This is a genomic window from Pseudoalteromonas sp. 4NS20-0020 (assembly GCF_057554385.1).
Genome location: NZ_BAAJMI010000004.1, coordinates 251,953 through 266,264, shown reverse-complemented (window position 1 = coordinate 266,264; position 14,312 = coordinate 251,953). Strand labels below are relative to the sequence as shown.

The window sequence follows — 14,312 nt, the reverse complement described above, 5'->3', positions numbered from 1 at the left end:
TAACCAGTTAACGTAGGAATAAAGTACCAAACAAGGGTCAACAATGTTTAAATTATCAAAGTTAGTTGTTATTTCTGCTATTGCTGCAGGTTCACTTTCGTACACAGCTCCAGCAAAGGCTAATGATCAACTAGCGCTATCTATTTGCGAGTATATCGCAGCAGATGATAAAAACCGTTTACGTAGCAAGTTAAAAAGCTCTCGTGTAAAAATTCGTAACATATATGATTCTATTCAATGTAACGGTAATAACTTATTGCGTCATGCTGTTGCCAGCAATGCTGTAGATGCAGGTGAGTATATTGTTAAAAACTTATCTAAAAGTTCATTGTCAGACGGTGCCGACATAGCGTGGGCTGAAGGCAATCACGCAGGTTCTGCGCTTATTCCTGTAATTAAAGACCGTGCTGGTTTGTAATTATTAGTAATTTAAAAAAAGCCGCGATTATCGCGGCTTTTTTGTTGCTGGAAAAGTAATTGACTATTTAGAGGCCGATATTACTGAGTAATATCGGCCTCTATCTGTCTGAGTACTCTGATCAGCTTTTATCATGTTTATTTATGAATGTCTCAGTTCACTCACTTATAAATGATTCACCTTCAATCATCCATTTAGCTGCAGGCTGACCTTTTAGGTAATGATCGAAGTACTGCATCATACGGACTGAAAAATCGACCTGATTTGGGAATTTTTTAAGGTGATGCGGTTCACCTTCATACTGTAAAAAAGTGGCATCTTTGCCTGCACGACGAAGTGCTAAATAATACTGTACGCCTTCGTGCCAAGGCACCGCATCATCTTTGTCTCCAAACATGATTAAAATTGGCGTATTGACTTTGTCAGCAAAAAATACGGGTGAGTTTTCAATATATAACTCTGGTGCCTCAAATAAGTTTTTACCTATGCGGCTTTGTCCTGTTTCGTATTGAAACTGGCGAGCAAGGCCTGACTTTAAGCGTATGCCACTGTATGCGCTGGTCATGTTAGATACCGGCGCGCCTGATACAACCGCTTTAAACATATCTGTTTGGGTGATCATAAATGCACTTTGGTACCCAGCCCATGAGTGACCTTGCAAGCCAATTTTGTTTGGATCGGCAATACCAAGATCTATTAACTTTTGGGTAGCGTTGATCATGGTTTGCGTTGACGATCTGCCCGGGTGACCTATTTCAAAACGAATATCAGGTAAAAAGATGGCGTAGCCATTTGATGTAAACATTGGGAAATTAGGGCGATGATTTAACTCCATTTTAGGAAAATCAAACATACGCTGGCTCATGTAACGATAAAAATAAACGACAACAGGTACTTTATCGCCTTTCTTGTAACCGTCAGGTTTTATTAAAACACCTTGTAAGTCTTCACCATTAAAGCCTTTGTAGCTAATCAGTTCAGGTTTTTCACCCCAAGCAAAATTTGCGGTTTGAGGGTTCAAATCAGTTACTTTATGTGTGGTTAAAAAGCTTAAGTCGGTTTGATAGAAATCTGGGAACTGATGATAACTCTGTTCAGTAAATAGGTATTTATCTGCTTTCTTGGCTTTTTTAACGATATCAAAACGTTTATCACCACTGAGTGTCTCAGTAATGGTCGTATTTTCTAAATCAAGCTTTGCAACCCCCCGTTGCTTTGTTTGAAGGTTAACAGCAGTAACTAGCAGTGTTTCATCTTGTTTAAAGCCTACCTGGTTTCTATCAAGTTTAATGACGCGATACTGTGTATTAGTCTGCTTTCCATTTGTTAAGCGTTTAGCTTGATTGGTGTTTACATTAAACGCCCAAATATCATATTTGCTATAAGCAAGTACTTGGCTGCTATTGCTCATCCAGCCTGCAAAACCATAGCCTGGTTGTGTAGAAGGGTAATCGTGTTTGTCGTCGGCAAAAGTTGCTTTTATGGCTTTTGTAACCGGAGTAACTTTATTGTTAGCTAATTCTTTTAGTTGTATTTGGTTGTCAGCAAAGTAAGCCGCAAATAAGCCATTAGGAGAAAGAGAAGGTCTAAAAGGACTGTTAGCCACAATAGGAGTTTGCTTGCCTGTATTGATGTTTACAGCGTAGTAATCTGCAAAAAAGCCGCCATACATTATTTTTTCTAAATAGGGAGAATTTGACGAGCCCAGCAAGGAAGTATCGCGTTCTGTATTAAGAGCAACACTAGGCATTGCAGGGGTACTCAGTTGAACCACTTTTTGTGAATTTACATGGTATACGGCTTCGTAATGAAGGTGTTTATTAACCGCGTTCCATTGCTGTTTTTCTCGTGGTTTTATCTCTGGGTCTTTATTATGCCAAACATCCAAGCCTTTTTGATCGCGAATAGTGGCAATGTCATAGAGTGAGGTTTCATCTACGAATTCTTTTGCTTTAACTTTCGCTGCAAGTTTTGGTCGGTTTTCAAAGTATAAGCGTTCACCGTTTTCTGACCAGCTTAGTTTTGCGGTTTTGCCTATAGTCCACTCTTTGTTTGTAGATTCAATAGTTGAAAGTGTTTCGTTTTTCCATAATTGTAGTGAGTGGTTTCGACGGCGGGTATCTTCGTTTACATAATTACCCAATGTAAATGCTACGGTTGCTTCGATTGGGTGCCATGCTATTTTATTAGCAATAACACCGGGTTCATCAATTAGCACTTCACTTTTAAAAGATGTTAGTGTGATTAGCTTTATTTGGTTGTCGTTACCATCAGGGTAACTTTGACTTAGCAAAAGCTGATCATTGGTAGCACTTATACTGTAACTAAAAACATTATCAATAGTTTCACTTTGTTGGTTTTTTAAATTAACAATAACGAGGGAGTAAACCTTGTCTTTTTTGTCAGGTGAAATGGCGCTATTGTCTTCATCTTCACTCTCATCCTTGGTATTTTTTTCTACATTATCAGTTTTATCTGCTTTTTTATCTAAACGATACGCAAGCCATACCCCGTCGTTTGATAATACGTAGTCTTTTACATTCTCAAAACGTTTTTGCTCACCTGTTTCTGTATTTACTAGTACTAAGTTATTTTTAAGCGTGTTTTTTTTCTTGGTGGTTTCTTTTTCGAGTAATGTGGGTACTTGTATAAATGCAGTCCAGTTGGCTGCTTTGTTTATAAACGGCTTGGTGCCGCGGTCCACTTCGCTGATTAAACTATTTGAGGTTAAAGAGTAAACCTGACCTGCAGCATTGCCGCGGTATGGCGTGGCACTTAAAGATAAAATACGTCCATCTTCAGATAGTTGTGTGCCTTTGGCTGATTTAAAGTTAAATACATCTGTAAATTCTAATGCCTCTTTTGCATTAGGCGCGGTGCTGACTAAGCCAGTAATAAGTGCGCTACTTAGGAGGGTGAGCTTTGTTTTCATTATTGAATCTCGTTTTTTAACATTATTTTATTGTAACGAGTTTGACTAATATTTCGACCAGATAGGATAGAAGGCAGGTAGTGGCGATAAGTAACAGGTATAAACAATAAAACGACCATTTGGTCGTTTTATTTAAAAATTAATTCAGTGGGTATGATTATGTTAGAGCCAAATTTTTTGCAATTCAGGCCATTGTTTTTCAAATTGCACGCTTGGCTTAGTTTTAAAGTCACTGCGCACAAATTGATTCATTTTTCCTTCAACATAGGCAAGTAAAAAGTTAGCCAGTGTAAGCTCATCACTTTGGAAGTTTTTACCTTCACGAAGCTTACGTTCTCTGAGTACTTGTTTAAGTTGGGTCTCTAATTTTTCAAAAAAGCTTTGAACGCGTTCACGTAAGCGCTCTTGTTCACCTTGCAGCGCATCACCGGTTAAAATACGGGTAATACCAGGGTTTTTTTCGGCAAATGTTAAAAGTAAAAGTAAAATATTATAAACACGGGTTTGGCTTTCTTTTTCGTTTTCTAAAATAAGGTTAATGCGCGATAAAAGAGTGTCTTCAATAAACTCGATTAAGCCTTCAAACATACGCGCTTTGCTAGGAAAGTGACGATAAAGAGCCGCTTCAGATACACCAACCTCAGCAGCTAGTTTAGCTGTGGTGATACGTTGACCAGGGCTTGTTTCTAACATTTGTGCGAGTGCTTGCAGTATTTGCTCTTTGCGATTACTTCTTTTTGTCGCAGGCATGAACATTCCTTTTTTATTAGTTATTCTTGGCTGGGGTTAATCATTTTTTGTTCAAATGAAAAGCATATGTTAATGTTTTATTCAGTTTGTTTCCAGCCTTTTATAGATGTTTAGCCAGCTGTTCGATCACTTTTAAAGCAATTGTACTTTTACTGCTAACGGGCAATTCTAACTGTTTATTTTGCCAATACAGAGTCAACGCGTTTTGATCAGAATTAAACCCTAAACCACTTTGCGATACATCGTTTGCGCATATCATATCTAGGTTTTTATTAACTAATTTACCTTTAGCATAACTCTCAACGTTTTGCGTTTCAGCGGCAAAACCTACAGTGTAAGGGCGGTTTTTTTCTATATTAGCAACCGCTGCAATTACATCTGGGTTTTTAACTAACGTTAGTGTTAGCTCGTCGCCTTGCTTTTTCATTTTTTGAGTTGCTACTTCGCCAGCTCTGTAATCGGCAACAGCTGCGCAGCCAATAAACGCATCCGACTGCGGTGCATATACTAGTGCTTCATTTAATAGTTGCTCTGCGCTTTCTATATTTATTAGGTTTGCACCAATAGGTGCTTTAATAGTTACAGGGCCAGAAATTAAATTAACGTTAGCACCGAGTAACAACGCGGCTTCTGCAAGTGCGTAACCCATTTTTCCAGAGCTATGGTTTGATATAAACCTAACAGGGTCAAGCGGCTCACGGGTTGGGCCTGCAGTGATAGTAATTGTTTTACCAGCTAAAATTTGAGGAGGTTGCTTTTCAAGACATAACGCTACAAGCTCATGTGGTTCAAGCATACGTCCTGAGCCAACATCACCACACGCTTGCTCTCCTTTACCCGGGCCCCAAATAAGTACGTTACGCGCTTTCAAGGTGGCTAGGTTTGCTTGCGTTGCAGCATGTGCATACATTTGCTGGTTCATAGCTGGGGCTACTGCAACTTTTGCTGGGGTCGCAAGCAGTAAAGTCGTCAGTAAGTCGTCTGCAATGCCGGTCGCCATTTTTGCAATGATATTACATGTTGCAGGAGCGACTAAAATAAGATCAGCCCACTTGGCAAACTCAATGTGTCCCATCGCGGCTTCAGCGGCAGGGTCGAGCAATGAATCCGATACTATCTCGCCGCTAACGGCTTGCATTGTGAGTGGCGTAATAAAATGCTTAGCTGACTCAGTCATGACAACTTTTACTTCACAACCATGCTCTTTTAATCGTCTTACGAGCTCAGCGCATTTATAGGCTGCAATTCCACCGCTAATACCCAGTACAATTTTTTTGTTTGTTAACGTCATCATGGTTGTCTGTCAATCTTATTAAATATGGCGCCTAAAATAACAAATCTTTACTCGTTCAGCTAAGTTTTTAATTTAAAATTACAAGCTAAATTTTTATTTTGCATTACATTTATAAGACACATGAGTTATTCAAGGATGAAAAAATGCAACTAACTTCACTGCCCAATGCTCAACGCCCACGTGAAAAGCTTATCGAAAAAGGCGCTAAAGCGCTAAGTGATGCAGAGCTCCTTGCCATATTTTTACGTACCGGGTTGCCGGGGATGAACGTAATAGAGTTGGCTCAGCACTTACTGAACGAAAATAAAACATTACATAACTTGTTTAATGCCAGCATGGACGAATTTTGTTCGCAAAAAGGATTGGGAACGGCGAAGTATGTTCAATTACAAGCGGTACTTGAATTAAGTCAGCGTTATATGCAGGAGCGCTGCCAACGAGATGCCGTGTTTAACTCCCCTAATTCAGTATACGATTACCTAACCATTCAAATGCGGGGTCTACAGCAAGAGGTATTTATGGTGCTTTATCTTGATAGTCAAAACCGTTTAGTAAAAGATGAGATTCTTTTTTACGGCACAATAAATGCCGCAAGTGTGTATCCGCGGGAGGTTGTTAAAGCAGCACTTAAAAATAATGCAGCGGCTGTTATCTTTGCTCATAACCATCCAAGTGGGATTGCTGAACCAAGCCAAGCAGATAAGCTTATTACCAATAAATTGCAGCAAGCACTGCAATTAGTAGACATAAATGTGCTTGACCATATCATTGTGGGAGGTGAAACGTGTGTTTCGTTTGCCGAGCGTGGCCTTATTTAACTCTCTTTGATATAGAAATGTGCTAAAAATGAGCGGTTTAATACATTTTAGCAAATTAGTTTAATTTAAATGCAGTTTTTACTTTCCCTAAGGGCATTCGATCTTTATAATTGGCCGCTATCAAATTTACATATGAGCTGGTTGGATAGATCAGTATTTGATCTTTGCCTGTAAAAGCTGTATAAAGAGCGCCCTTCGATTTATCTAGGGCAGAAATACACGGCCTTAGATTAAATTAAGCTCGAGCGAAGTTATTGGAGATATATAGACATGTCTAAAGTATGTCAAGTTACAGGTAAGCGTCCAGCGGTTGGTAACCACCGTTCACACGCGAGAAACGCGACTAGACGTCGTTTCCTACCTAACCTACAAACACACCGTTTTTGGGTTGAAAGTGAAAAACGTTTTGTAACATTACGCACTACTACTAAAGGTATGCGTATTATCGATAAAAAAGGCATCGACGCGGTTCTTACAGAAATCCGTGCTCGCGGCGAAAAAGTTTAAGGAACTGAATCATGCGCGATAAAATCCGTTTAGTTTCAACTGCCGGTACTGGTTTTTTCTACACTACTGACAAAAACAAACGTAACATGCCTGAAAAGATGGAAATCAAAAAGTTCGATCCTAAGGCTCGTAAACACGTGATTTTCAAAGAAGCTAAAATCAAGTAATTTTAGTTTTTTAGAATTTAAAAACCCAGCTTAGGCTGGGTTTTTTGTTTTCTGGTGATAAGTTAGTAATATATTTGAACTAATACGTATGTTCATTAGCAACTATACTTAACCAGTTTTAGAGAATAAAACTGATATTGTTCGTTTAATCTTTATATAAAACAGGTGTATAACAAAGCTTCTTCTAGTGATTGACGAGGCTTAGTTGTCTAAAAATAGCTCGTTAGTATTAAGCCTCATTAAACTAAAAAATTATCTTATTCACAAAAAAAGGCCAAACAGTCAGTTTGGCCTTTGCTATCCCAAAGATTATGAAATTACTATTATGGTTGGTATTGTCCGCTAATAGTTAAACCAGAGAAGGTTCTGTAAGCATTTACACTTAAATGCCATGTACCGGCTTGTGGGTTATTAAAGGTACATGTTTCAGCATTACCATTTTTATATGGACGACAATCGTAGCTAGACGATGTTGGCTGACTACCAAACTTCACAAATAAATCAGCATCACCTGTACCACCAGAAGTAGTTACAGTAAATGTAGACATACCTGCAGGCACATCTAGTGTGTAGTGTTTCCACTGACCAGCACTGGCACTTACGTCACTAACAGTACCACCACCTGCTTCAGGTGTGCCTGAACCGCCACCAGAAGATGCACCTGTGATATTACCTACCAAACTCACACCAGAGTAAGCAGAGTAACCACGAAGCATTACATGGTATGTACCTGCCGTTGGATTATCGATAGAACATTCTTCGCTGTTGCCGCCTTTGTACGGACGACAGTCGTAACTTGATGTAGTTGGTTGGCTGCCAGCACGAACGTATAAATCGGCATCACCTGTACCACCGCTCATTGTAAACGTCACATTGGTTGCTCCGCTTGGTACGGTCATGGTGTAAAAATCTTGTGCGTTAGCACCACCACTTAAGCCTGTTTTAGCTTCGCCATCAACAAGTTCACTATCACCTGTTGTAGGTGGTGTTGTACCGCCACTTGCTGCGGCAACAGCAGCTGCTGCATCAACAATACCTGTACCACAGTTATTACATGTTGCAGGGAACGAGCGAGTAGACGATTTTAAAATACTCTCAATTTCATCAGGCGTAGCATTTGGTTTTGCTTGCTTGATAAGTGCAGCTACACCCGCTACGTGCGGAGCGGCCATAGATGTACCTTGAGAGAATGAATAGCTATCGGTTGATGGAGAAGAAGATCCCGAGTTATATGTAGACAGAACACCTTCAGAATCGTTAGCAAAGCTTTGCGCGCCACCGGGTGCAGCAACATCAATGTTACTTCCGTAGTTTGAGTAATAAGCTCGGCCACCATTTCGACCAACTGATGCTACATTAACAACACCGTTACAGTTACCTGGGTTGTAGTTTGCTGAGTTATCGTTATCGTTACCAGCAGCAATGACAACAACAGCGCCATTGTTGCGAGCTGTATTGATCGCATTTTGTGTTGTAGAACTACAAGAGCCGCTGCCACCTAAGCTCATGTTAATTACATCTGCTGGGTTAGGGTTTCCAGGAATACCTGACACGCTACCGCCAGATGCCCAAATAATGCCGTCGGCAATATCAGACGTTAAACCACCACATTTACCAAGTACACGCACTGGAACTACTTTTGCATCATAAGCAACACCGGCAACGCCTTCACCATTATTTGTAACGGCTGCAACAGTACCCGCAACGTGCGTACCATGCCAGCTAGACCCTTGCGCACCATTATTACCACATTCGCCGGCTGCTACTGCATCGCCCGGATCACGTGCATCGCTATCACGGCCGCCGCCATCGTTAGCAACCGATAGGTTAGAAATCATATCGTAACCTGGCAAAATATTAGCGTTTAAATCGGCATGAGGGCGGTAACCTGTATCAAGAACAGCCACTACTACACCACTACCTGTTGCGGTGTCCCAAGCTGTTGGTAAGTTTAAACCGCCAGCTTGCTCATAGTAGTGCCACTGGTCGCCATAGCGCGGATCGTTAGGTGTCGCAAAAGGTTTTAACATTTGGTCAACTTCAATGTACTCAACGTTGCCTGAATCAACCATTTCTTGCATAAACTCTTGTGCTTCTGCTGCGCTAAGTTTTTTATCTGCTCGCATAACATGGTGGTTATTTAGTGCCATTGCGCGAATGTACTTTGCTTTTACCTTTCCTTTTTTAGAGGCAAAGTTTTTAACAAAGTTTTTTGCACGTGCTTTCATGTTTACAGGGCTTTCATCTGCAGTTGAATAGCTCAGTGCATCAACGTTGTTATTTTTATATTTAATGATGAATTGCGTTTCAAAGCCACTTTGATTTTGAAGTTTAGCTGTTGTATCAGCCACTGAAGGGCCAATTGCTTGTGCTGGGTTAGCCATGCTTGATGCAGTAGCAAAAAGCGTACTAATGGTAAGTGCTATTGCACACTTATTAAATGTTTTACTTGTTGTCATAATTTTCCCTAGATTTTTTTATTAGTTATATCGTGATGAATTGTCACAATGCAGGTACAAAGGTAAATTATGTGTTAATAAAGTTAAAATACTAAATCATTATGTCCCTATTTCATTTAGTTATAACGAGTGTTTTAAAGGGGTTTGTCATTGTTTTGTATTTGTCATATAAAATAAAAATGATATAAAGGTACTGCTTTTTAATTTGTATTTTTAATACTTTTAAAAAGTAGAAAATATATTTGTTGTGTTATTTGTAATAATGAATTCTGTACATTGCTGGCGATTAAATTTTGCTATAATCGAGCAAATTGTTAAGTGAGATAAATAGATGACCCAGGTAGATGTAATTGTAATTGGCGCGGGAGCGGCTGGATTAATGTGTGCGGCGCAAGCTGGATACCGAGGCCGACGTGTTACAGTGCTAGACATGGGTAAAAAGCCGGGTCGTAAAATTTTAATTAGTGGTGGCGGGCGCTGTAATTTTACAAATGAGAATGCAGCACCGGAAAATTACTTATGCAGCAATCCACATTTTGTTAAATCATGTTTGAGCCGTTATACGCAACATGACTTTATTGAGCTGGTGGACCGCCACGGTTTGGCATACCATCATAAAACGTTAGGCCAGCTGTTTTGTGATAATAGTGCACAAGATATTGTTAATATACTTCTTACTGAATGCGAGTGGGCAGGTGTAAATATAGCCTTGCGCAGTGAAGTGATTAATGTACAAAAAACAGAGTCGGGTTATAGCGTTACCACAGAGCAAGAGACCTTACATTGCGAGTCGTTAGTGGTTGCGTCGGGTGGGCTTACTATGCCCAAACTGGGTGCTACACCTATTGGTTATAAAATTGCTGAGCAGTTTGGTTTAAACGTACTACCTACTATGGCCGCGCTTGTACCATTTACCCTTCACCAACACGACAAAGAACGCTTTGAAGGGTTATCAGGCGTTAGCATACCGTGCGAAGTAACAAGTGAAGACGGCACCACATTTAAAGAAAATATATTATTTACGCACCGTGGTTTATCTGGCCCCGCTATATTACAAATAAGTTCATTTTGGCGTTCAGGCCAGGCTGTTACTATTAACCTACTTCCTGAGCTAGATTTAAAACAGCGGCTTGCAGACTGGCGAGAAACGCAACCTCAAAAATCACTAAAAAATAGCCTAACGACAATATTGCCAAAACGGTTCATTGAAATACTACATGAAAGCAATGCAATACCTGATTGCAATATTAATCAGCTTACCCATAGTCAAATTGAAGACCTTGCTAACTACATTCATACGTGGCAAATAAAACCCAACGGAACCGAAGGTTATAGAACTGCAGAAGTAACCCTGGGTGGTGTAAATACTGACGAACTAAGCTCTAAAACGTTTGAAGCTAAAAAATCACAAGGCTTGTACTTTATAGGGGAAGTAACGGATGTAACCGGTTGGCTTGGAGGGTATAACTTTCAGTACGCTTGGAGCTGTGGATTTGCAGCCGGGCAATACGCGTAGTTATTTTATCCATTGTTAAATAGAGCACACTCATATTACACTTAAAGCTTATGTGGCTAATATGAGTGTTCTAATGCTGAAGCATGTTTTAATTGTTTTTTTACTTTTATATGTAAGCATGGGTGCAAAAGCCTCTGAAAACTTAAGTGATCATGAAGTGTTTTGTATGAAAACAGACCAAGATTGCTTAACCTACATTCAATTTCGCCTTTTAAATACACAAAAGAACTCCTCTAATTGGTATAAATTGAAAACTTACGAGTTTGACTATTATTTTGATTATCAAAAATTCGATAATCTTCATAGCGCATTAAGCCCCTTTGTTGACCAAGAAGAATTACCCGGCGCATTTAAAATACAAGTTTATTTTTATTATGCTAAATCGCTTAATTACTTGGGTGATAAGCAACAAGCGAAAGCCTATGCGGCAAAAGCATTTGCTCAACTTGATGAGATTTATAATGTATTTGGTGATCCTTTAAGGCTTGTAGAGCTGGCTAATTTACAGCACATATTTGGCGATAAAAAAAAGGCACTAAGGGTATTGCTTGATGCCGAAAAGCGTTATGCAAAAAGTAGTGATGCTATTTTTCACTTTGAGCTGCACATCAATAAAGGGCACATTTATTACAATTGGCAACAGTACCCTCAAGCGATAGAAAGTAATTTAAAAGCTTACAACGCTATAAAAAGAACAAAACACCATGCTAAAACTGTAATTGCGCTAGGTAACTTAGCTTTTTCATATTTTAAGCATAATGATTTTAATAACGCAGTAAAATATTATAAAACTGCGTTCGACTACATCGAACCGGATAGCATTTACCAAGCAACCTATAGTTTACGTTTAGCGCAATCGTATTGGGAGTTGGGTAACAAAACACAAGCGGCTTTGTGGTTAAATAAAATAGATAGAACTAATGTGGAATTCTCAAAAAGCCATGCAAAAGTTTATGATGAAATAAAAAGTAAAATCTAATGCTAGTTTGCTCTTTAAATTTAAAAACAAAAAAGCCGATAATGCATATGCAATATCGGCTTTTTAGTGTTATTTATTAAAGCTATTAGGCTTTAGCAAAGGCATCTTGTAGTGGAGGTACTACTTGCTTTTTACGGCTTAATACACCATCTAACCATACTTTATCATTTTCTGGTTTTACGCCGTAAGCCTGCTCAACTAAGTTTGCATCGTCAGATACAATTAGCATTTGTGAGCCTTCTTTCATAATATCGGTAAGCAGCAAAAATACTGAGTGACGATTACCTTCGGCTTTAAGCTTTGCAATATCAGCTTCAAGGTCAGCTTTAATATCGTCAAACACAGCAAGGTCGATTACTTCTAGTTGGCCAATACCTACTAGGTTACCGTTCATGTTGAAATCTTTAAAGTCACGCATAACTAAGTCACGTGCAGGTGTATCTTCTACTGCAGACTTAACGCGGAACATATCCATGCCTAGTTCTTTAAAGTCTTCAACACCCGCAATTTCAGCAAGTGCTTCAACACATTTAATATCGGCAGTGGTACATGTAGGTGATTTAAATATTACGGTGTCGCTTAAAATTGCACACATCATAATACCTGCGATGTCCTTAGGGATTTCTACGCTGTAAAAATCGTACATCATTTTAATAATGGTATTTGAGCAGCCAACAGGACGGATCCAACATTCAAGCGGAGTAGATGATGTTAAGTCACCTAATTTATGGTGATCTACCACGCCAACAACGCGGGCTTGGTCGATATCATCAGGTGCTTGTGTTTTTTCTGTGTGATCGACAATATACACATCTTCGCCCGCGTAGCTTAATTTAAGCTCAGGTGCTTCGAAGCCAAATTTATCAAGGATAAATTGAGTTTCTGGTGAAACTTCACCAAGACGAGTTGGTATTGCCGGCTCATCAATTTGGTTTTTTAAATAAGCCAGTGCAATTGCACCACAAATAGAATCTGAATCTGGGATTTTATGGCCCACTACATACATAGACATTGACGGAACTCCTTTAAATTTGCCGATATTCTAACAAAGTCTGCGCCCTTTAACATATAGACAGTGCAATTAAGTTTTAGTTACACTTTAAAATATTGAATTTACTAGGTGTATAAATATGCGACTGGGCCGTAAGGGGTGGAATAACGTTATAATCTTCTCGATGCTGATTATGATTTTCTTTTTAAATGGTTGGCATAAGCAGTTTTTAAGTGGTGAACAAGAGCCCACATTGCAAGCGGTGTTACCTGCACAAAGCTTTGTTTTAACCCTTAGTTTTGTTGATCAAAAAATTGAGCGTATTGGTACTAGTTGGCGTACAACTGCAATAAAGAAAGATGTGCCTGTTTTTTGGCAACCATCAGAGCAACAACTACAAGAACTTGTCAATATTTGGCAAGGAATACAGTTGCCTGTAGTTAATGAGTCTGTGGTTTTTAACCCAAATGCGCCTTTGTTTGTTACCACATTTGAATTAGCTGGAGAAAGTTTGCCTTGGGTGTATTTACTTTACAAAGGAAATAATCAGTATTATTTACTCGAAAAAAGTACTCAGCGCGTATTTGCACTTGATCTAACTATAGCTACACAGTTGTTTCCTAGTTTTGATTTTTCACAAAGTGGGTCTAATTAATGCCTGAATTACCAGAGGTAGAAGTGAGCCGAATGGGCATTACTCCTCATATAAAAAACCAAGTTGTAACCAAGGTTAATATTTATAATGCGAGTATGCGCTGGCCAGTACCTGACGATGTTTACCAGCTAGAGGGGTTAACTGTTACCAATATTGAGCGCCGTGCAAAATATTTATTGCTGCATTGTGAGCTTGGTAGCACTATTTTACATTTAGGTATGTCAGGTAACCTAAGGGTTGTAGATAAGAGTGAGTCTTTAAAAAAGCACGACCATGTTGAATTTGTATTTGCTAATGATAAAGCGCTGCGCTTAAACGATCCTCGCCGCTTTGGGTGTTGCTTATGGCAAGAGCCAGGTGAGGTGCATAAGTTACTCTCAAAGCTTGGCCCAGAGCCCTTAACGGATAACTTTTTCGCAAAGCGCGTATACGAGCAGTCACGCAATAAAAAAGTACCTGTAAAACAGTTTATTATGGATAACGCTGTGGTAGTAGGGGTTGGGAATATTTACGCTAACGAGTCACTGTTTAAAGCTGGGATTCATCCAAAGCGCGAAGCGGGGAAGGTGTCACTTAAGCGCTATCAAGCACTTATCCCTATAATAAAAGACACGCTTGCTGCCGCTATCACTCAAGGTGGTACCACGCTTAAAGACTTTGCACAAAGTGATGGTAAGCCGGGTTATTTTGCTCAAGAGCTATTGGTATATGGGCGAAAAGGAAAGCCCTGTTTAACGTGTGATAATGAGCTGGAAGAAATAAGGCTGGGGCAGCGTAGTACCGTTTTTTGTTCACATTGCCAAAAGTAACTACCTTTACTTTCTAA

13 protein-coding genes are annotated in these 14,312 nt (G+C 39.4%); 8 read left to right on the top strand and 5 right to left on the bottom strand.

Going from position 1 to position 14,312, the window contains the following annotated elements; translation table 11 throughout:
- The first annotated feature begins 43 nt into the window (after window positions 1–43).
- Window positions 44–418 (top strand): DUF3718 domain-containing protein, encoded by a 375-nt coding sequence (locus AC27JL_RS11800; RefSeq protein WP_138739834.1) that lies wholly within the window; start codon window positions 44–46, stop codon window positions 416–418.
- Between the two features lie 157 nt (window positions 419–575).
- Here AC27JL_RS11800 and AC27JL_RS11795 read toward each other — a convergent pair whose 3' ends face one another.
- From AC27JL_RS11795 to coaBC, 3 genes are all read right to left on the bottom strand, one after another.
- Window positions 576–3,350 carry a S9 family peptidase gene (locus tag AC27JL_RS11795; protein WP_487195687.1) on the bottom strand — a complete coding sequence of 925 codons (2,775 nt, stop codon included), beginning with the start codon at window positions 3,348–3,350 and terminating at the stop codon, window positions 576–578.
- 162 nt (window positions 3,351–3,512) lie between these two features.
- Window positions 3,513–4,100 carry a nucleoid occlusion factor SlmA gene (gene slmA / locus AC27JL_RS11790; protein ID WP_006794533.1) on the bottom strand — a complete coding sequence of 196 codons (588 nt, stop codon included), beginning with the start codon at window positions 4,098–4,100 and terminating at the stop codon, window positions 3,513–3,515.
- Between the two features lie 100 nt (window positions 4,101–4,200).
- A complete protein-coding gene (gene coaBC, locus AC27JL_RS11785; protein ID WP_008131136.1) occupies window positions 4,201–5,394 on the bottom strand; it encodes a bifunctional phosphopantothenoylcysteine decarboxylase/phosphopantothenate--cysteine ligase CoaBC in 1,194 nt (397 codons plus the stop codon).
- A 143-nt stretch (window positions 5,395–5,537) separates the two neighbouring features.
- On the opposite strand from coaBC, the gene radC reads away from it, so the two are divergent.
- The 3 genes from radC (at window position 5,538) to rpmG (ending at window position 6,886) form a co-directional block, all read left to right on the top strand.
- A complete protein-coding gene (gene radC, locus AC27JL_RS11780) occupies window positions 5,538–6,212 on the top strand; it encodes a RadC family protein (protein WP_008131137.1) in 675 nt (224 codons plus the stop codon).
- Between the two features lie 270 nt (window positions 6,213–6,482).
- Window positions 6,483–6,719, top strand: coding sequence for a 50S ribosomal protein L28 (rpmB, locus tag AC27JL_RS11775; protein ID WP_006793236.1), 237 nt, complete (start codon window positions 6,483–6,485; stop codon window positions 6,717–6,719).
- A gap of 11 nt (window positions 6,720–6,730) precedes the next feature.
- Window positions 6,731–6,886: a 50S ribosomal protein L33 gene (gene rpmG / locus AC27JL_RS11770; RefSeq protein WP_004587947.1), complete on the top strand. Its 156-nt coding sequence runs from the start codon at window positions 6,731–6,733 to the stop codon at window positions 6,884–6,886.
- 323 nt (window positions 6,887–7,209) lie between these two features.
- Here the strand turns inward: rpmG and AC27JL_RS11765 are convergent, their stop codons facing one another.
- Window positions 7,210–9,345, bottom strand: coding sequence for a S8 family peptidase (locus AC27JL_RS11765; protein WP_487195686.1), 2,136 nt, complete (start codon window positions 9,343–9,345; stop codon window positions 7,210–7,212).
- 331 nt (window positions 9,346–9,676) lie between these two features.
- Here AC27JL_RS11765 and AC27JL_RS11760 point away from each other — a divergent pair, with 331 nt between their 5' ends.
- Together AC27JL_RS11760 and AC27JL_RS11755 are read left to right on the top strand one after the other, a co-directional pair.
- A complete protein-coding gene (locus AC27JL_RS11760; RefSeq protein ID WP_487195685.1) occupies window positions 9,677–10,861 on the top strand; it encodes a BaiN/RdsA family NAD(P)/FAD-dependent oxidoreductase in 1,185 nt (394 codons plus the stop codon).
- 73 nt (window positions 10,862–10,934) lie between these two features.
- On the top strand, window positions 10,935–11,840 hold the full coding sequence (locus tag AC27JL_RS11755; protein ID WP_487195684.1) for a tetratricopeptide repeat protein: 906 nt from the start codon (window positions 10,935–10,937) through the stop codon (window positions 11,838–11,840).
- Window positions 11,841–11,925: 85 nt separating this feature from the next.
- On the opposite strand, the gene AC27JL_RS11750 is transcribed toward AC27JL_RS11755, so the two are convergent.
- Window positions 11,926–12,852, bottom strand: coding sequence for a manganese-dependent inorganic pyrophosphatase (locus tag AC27JL_RS11750; protein ID WP_010556607.1), 927 nt, complete (start codon window positions 12,850–12,852; stop codon window positions 11,926–11,928).
- 118 nt (window positions 12,853–12,970) lie between these two features.
- Here AC27JL_RS11750 and AC27JL_RS11745 point away from each other — a divergent pair, with 118 nt between their 5' ends.
- Together AC27JL_RS11745 and mutM are read left to right on the top strand one after the other, a co-directional pair.
- On the top strand, window positions 12,971–13,486 hold the full coding sequence (locus AC27JL_RS11745; protein WP_487195683.1) for a hypothetical protein: 516 nt from the start codon (window positions 12,971–12,973) through the stop codon (window positions 13,484–13,486).
- Window positions 13,486–14,295: a bifunctional DNA-formamidopyrimidine glycosylase/DNA-(apurinic or apyrimidinic site) lyase gene (mutM, locus tag AC27JL_RS11740; RefSeq protein WP_487195682.1), complete on the top strand. Its 810-nt coding sequence runs from the start codon at window positions 13,486–13,488 to the stop codon at window positions 14,293–14,295. Before AC27JL_RS11745 ends, mutM begins: the two co-directional genes overlap by 1 nt.
- The last annotated feature ends 17 nt before the right edge of the window (window positions 14,296–14,312 follow it).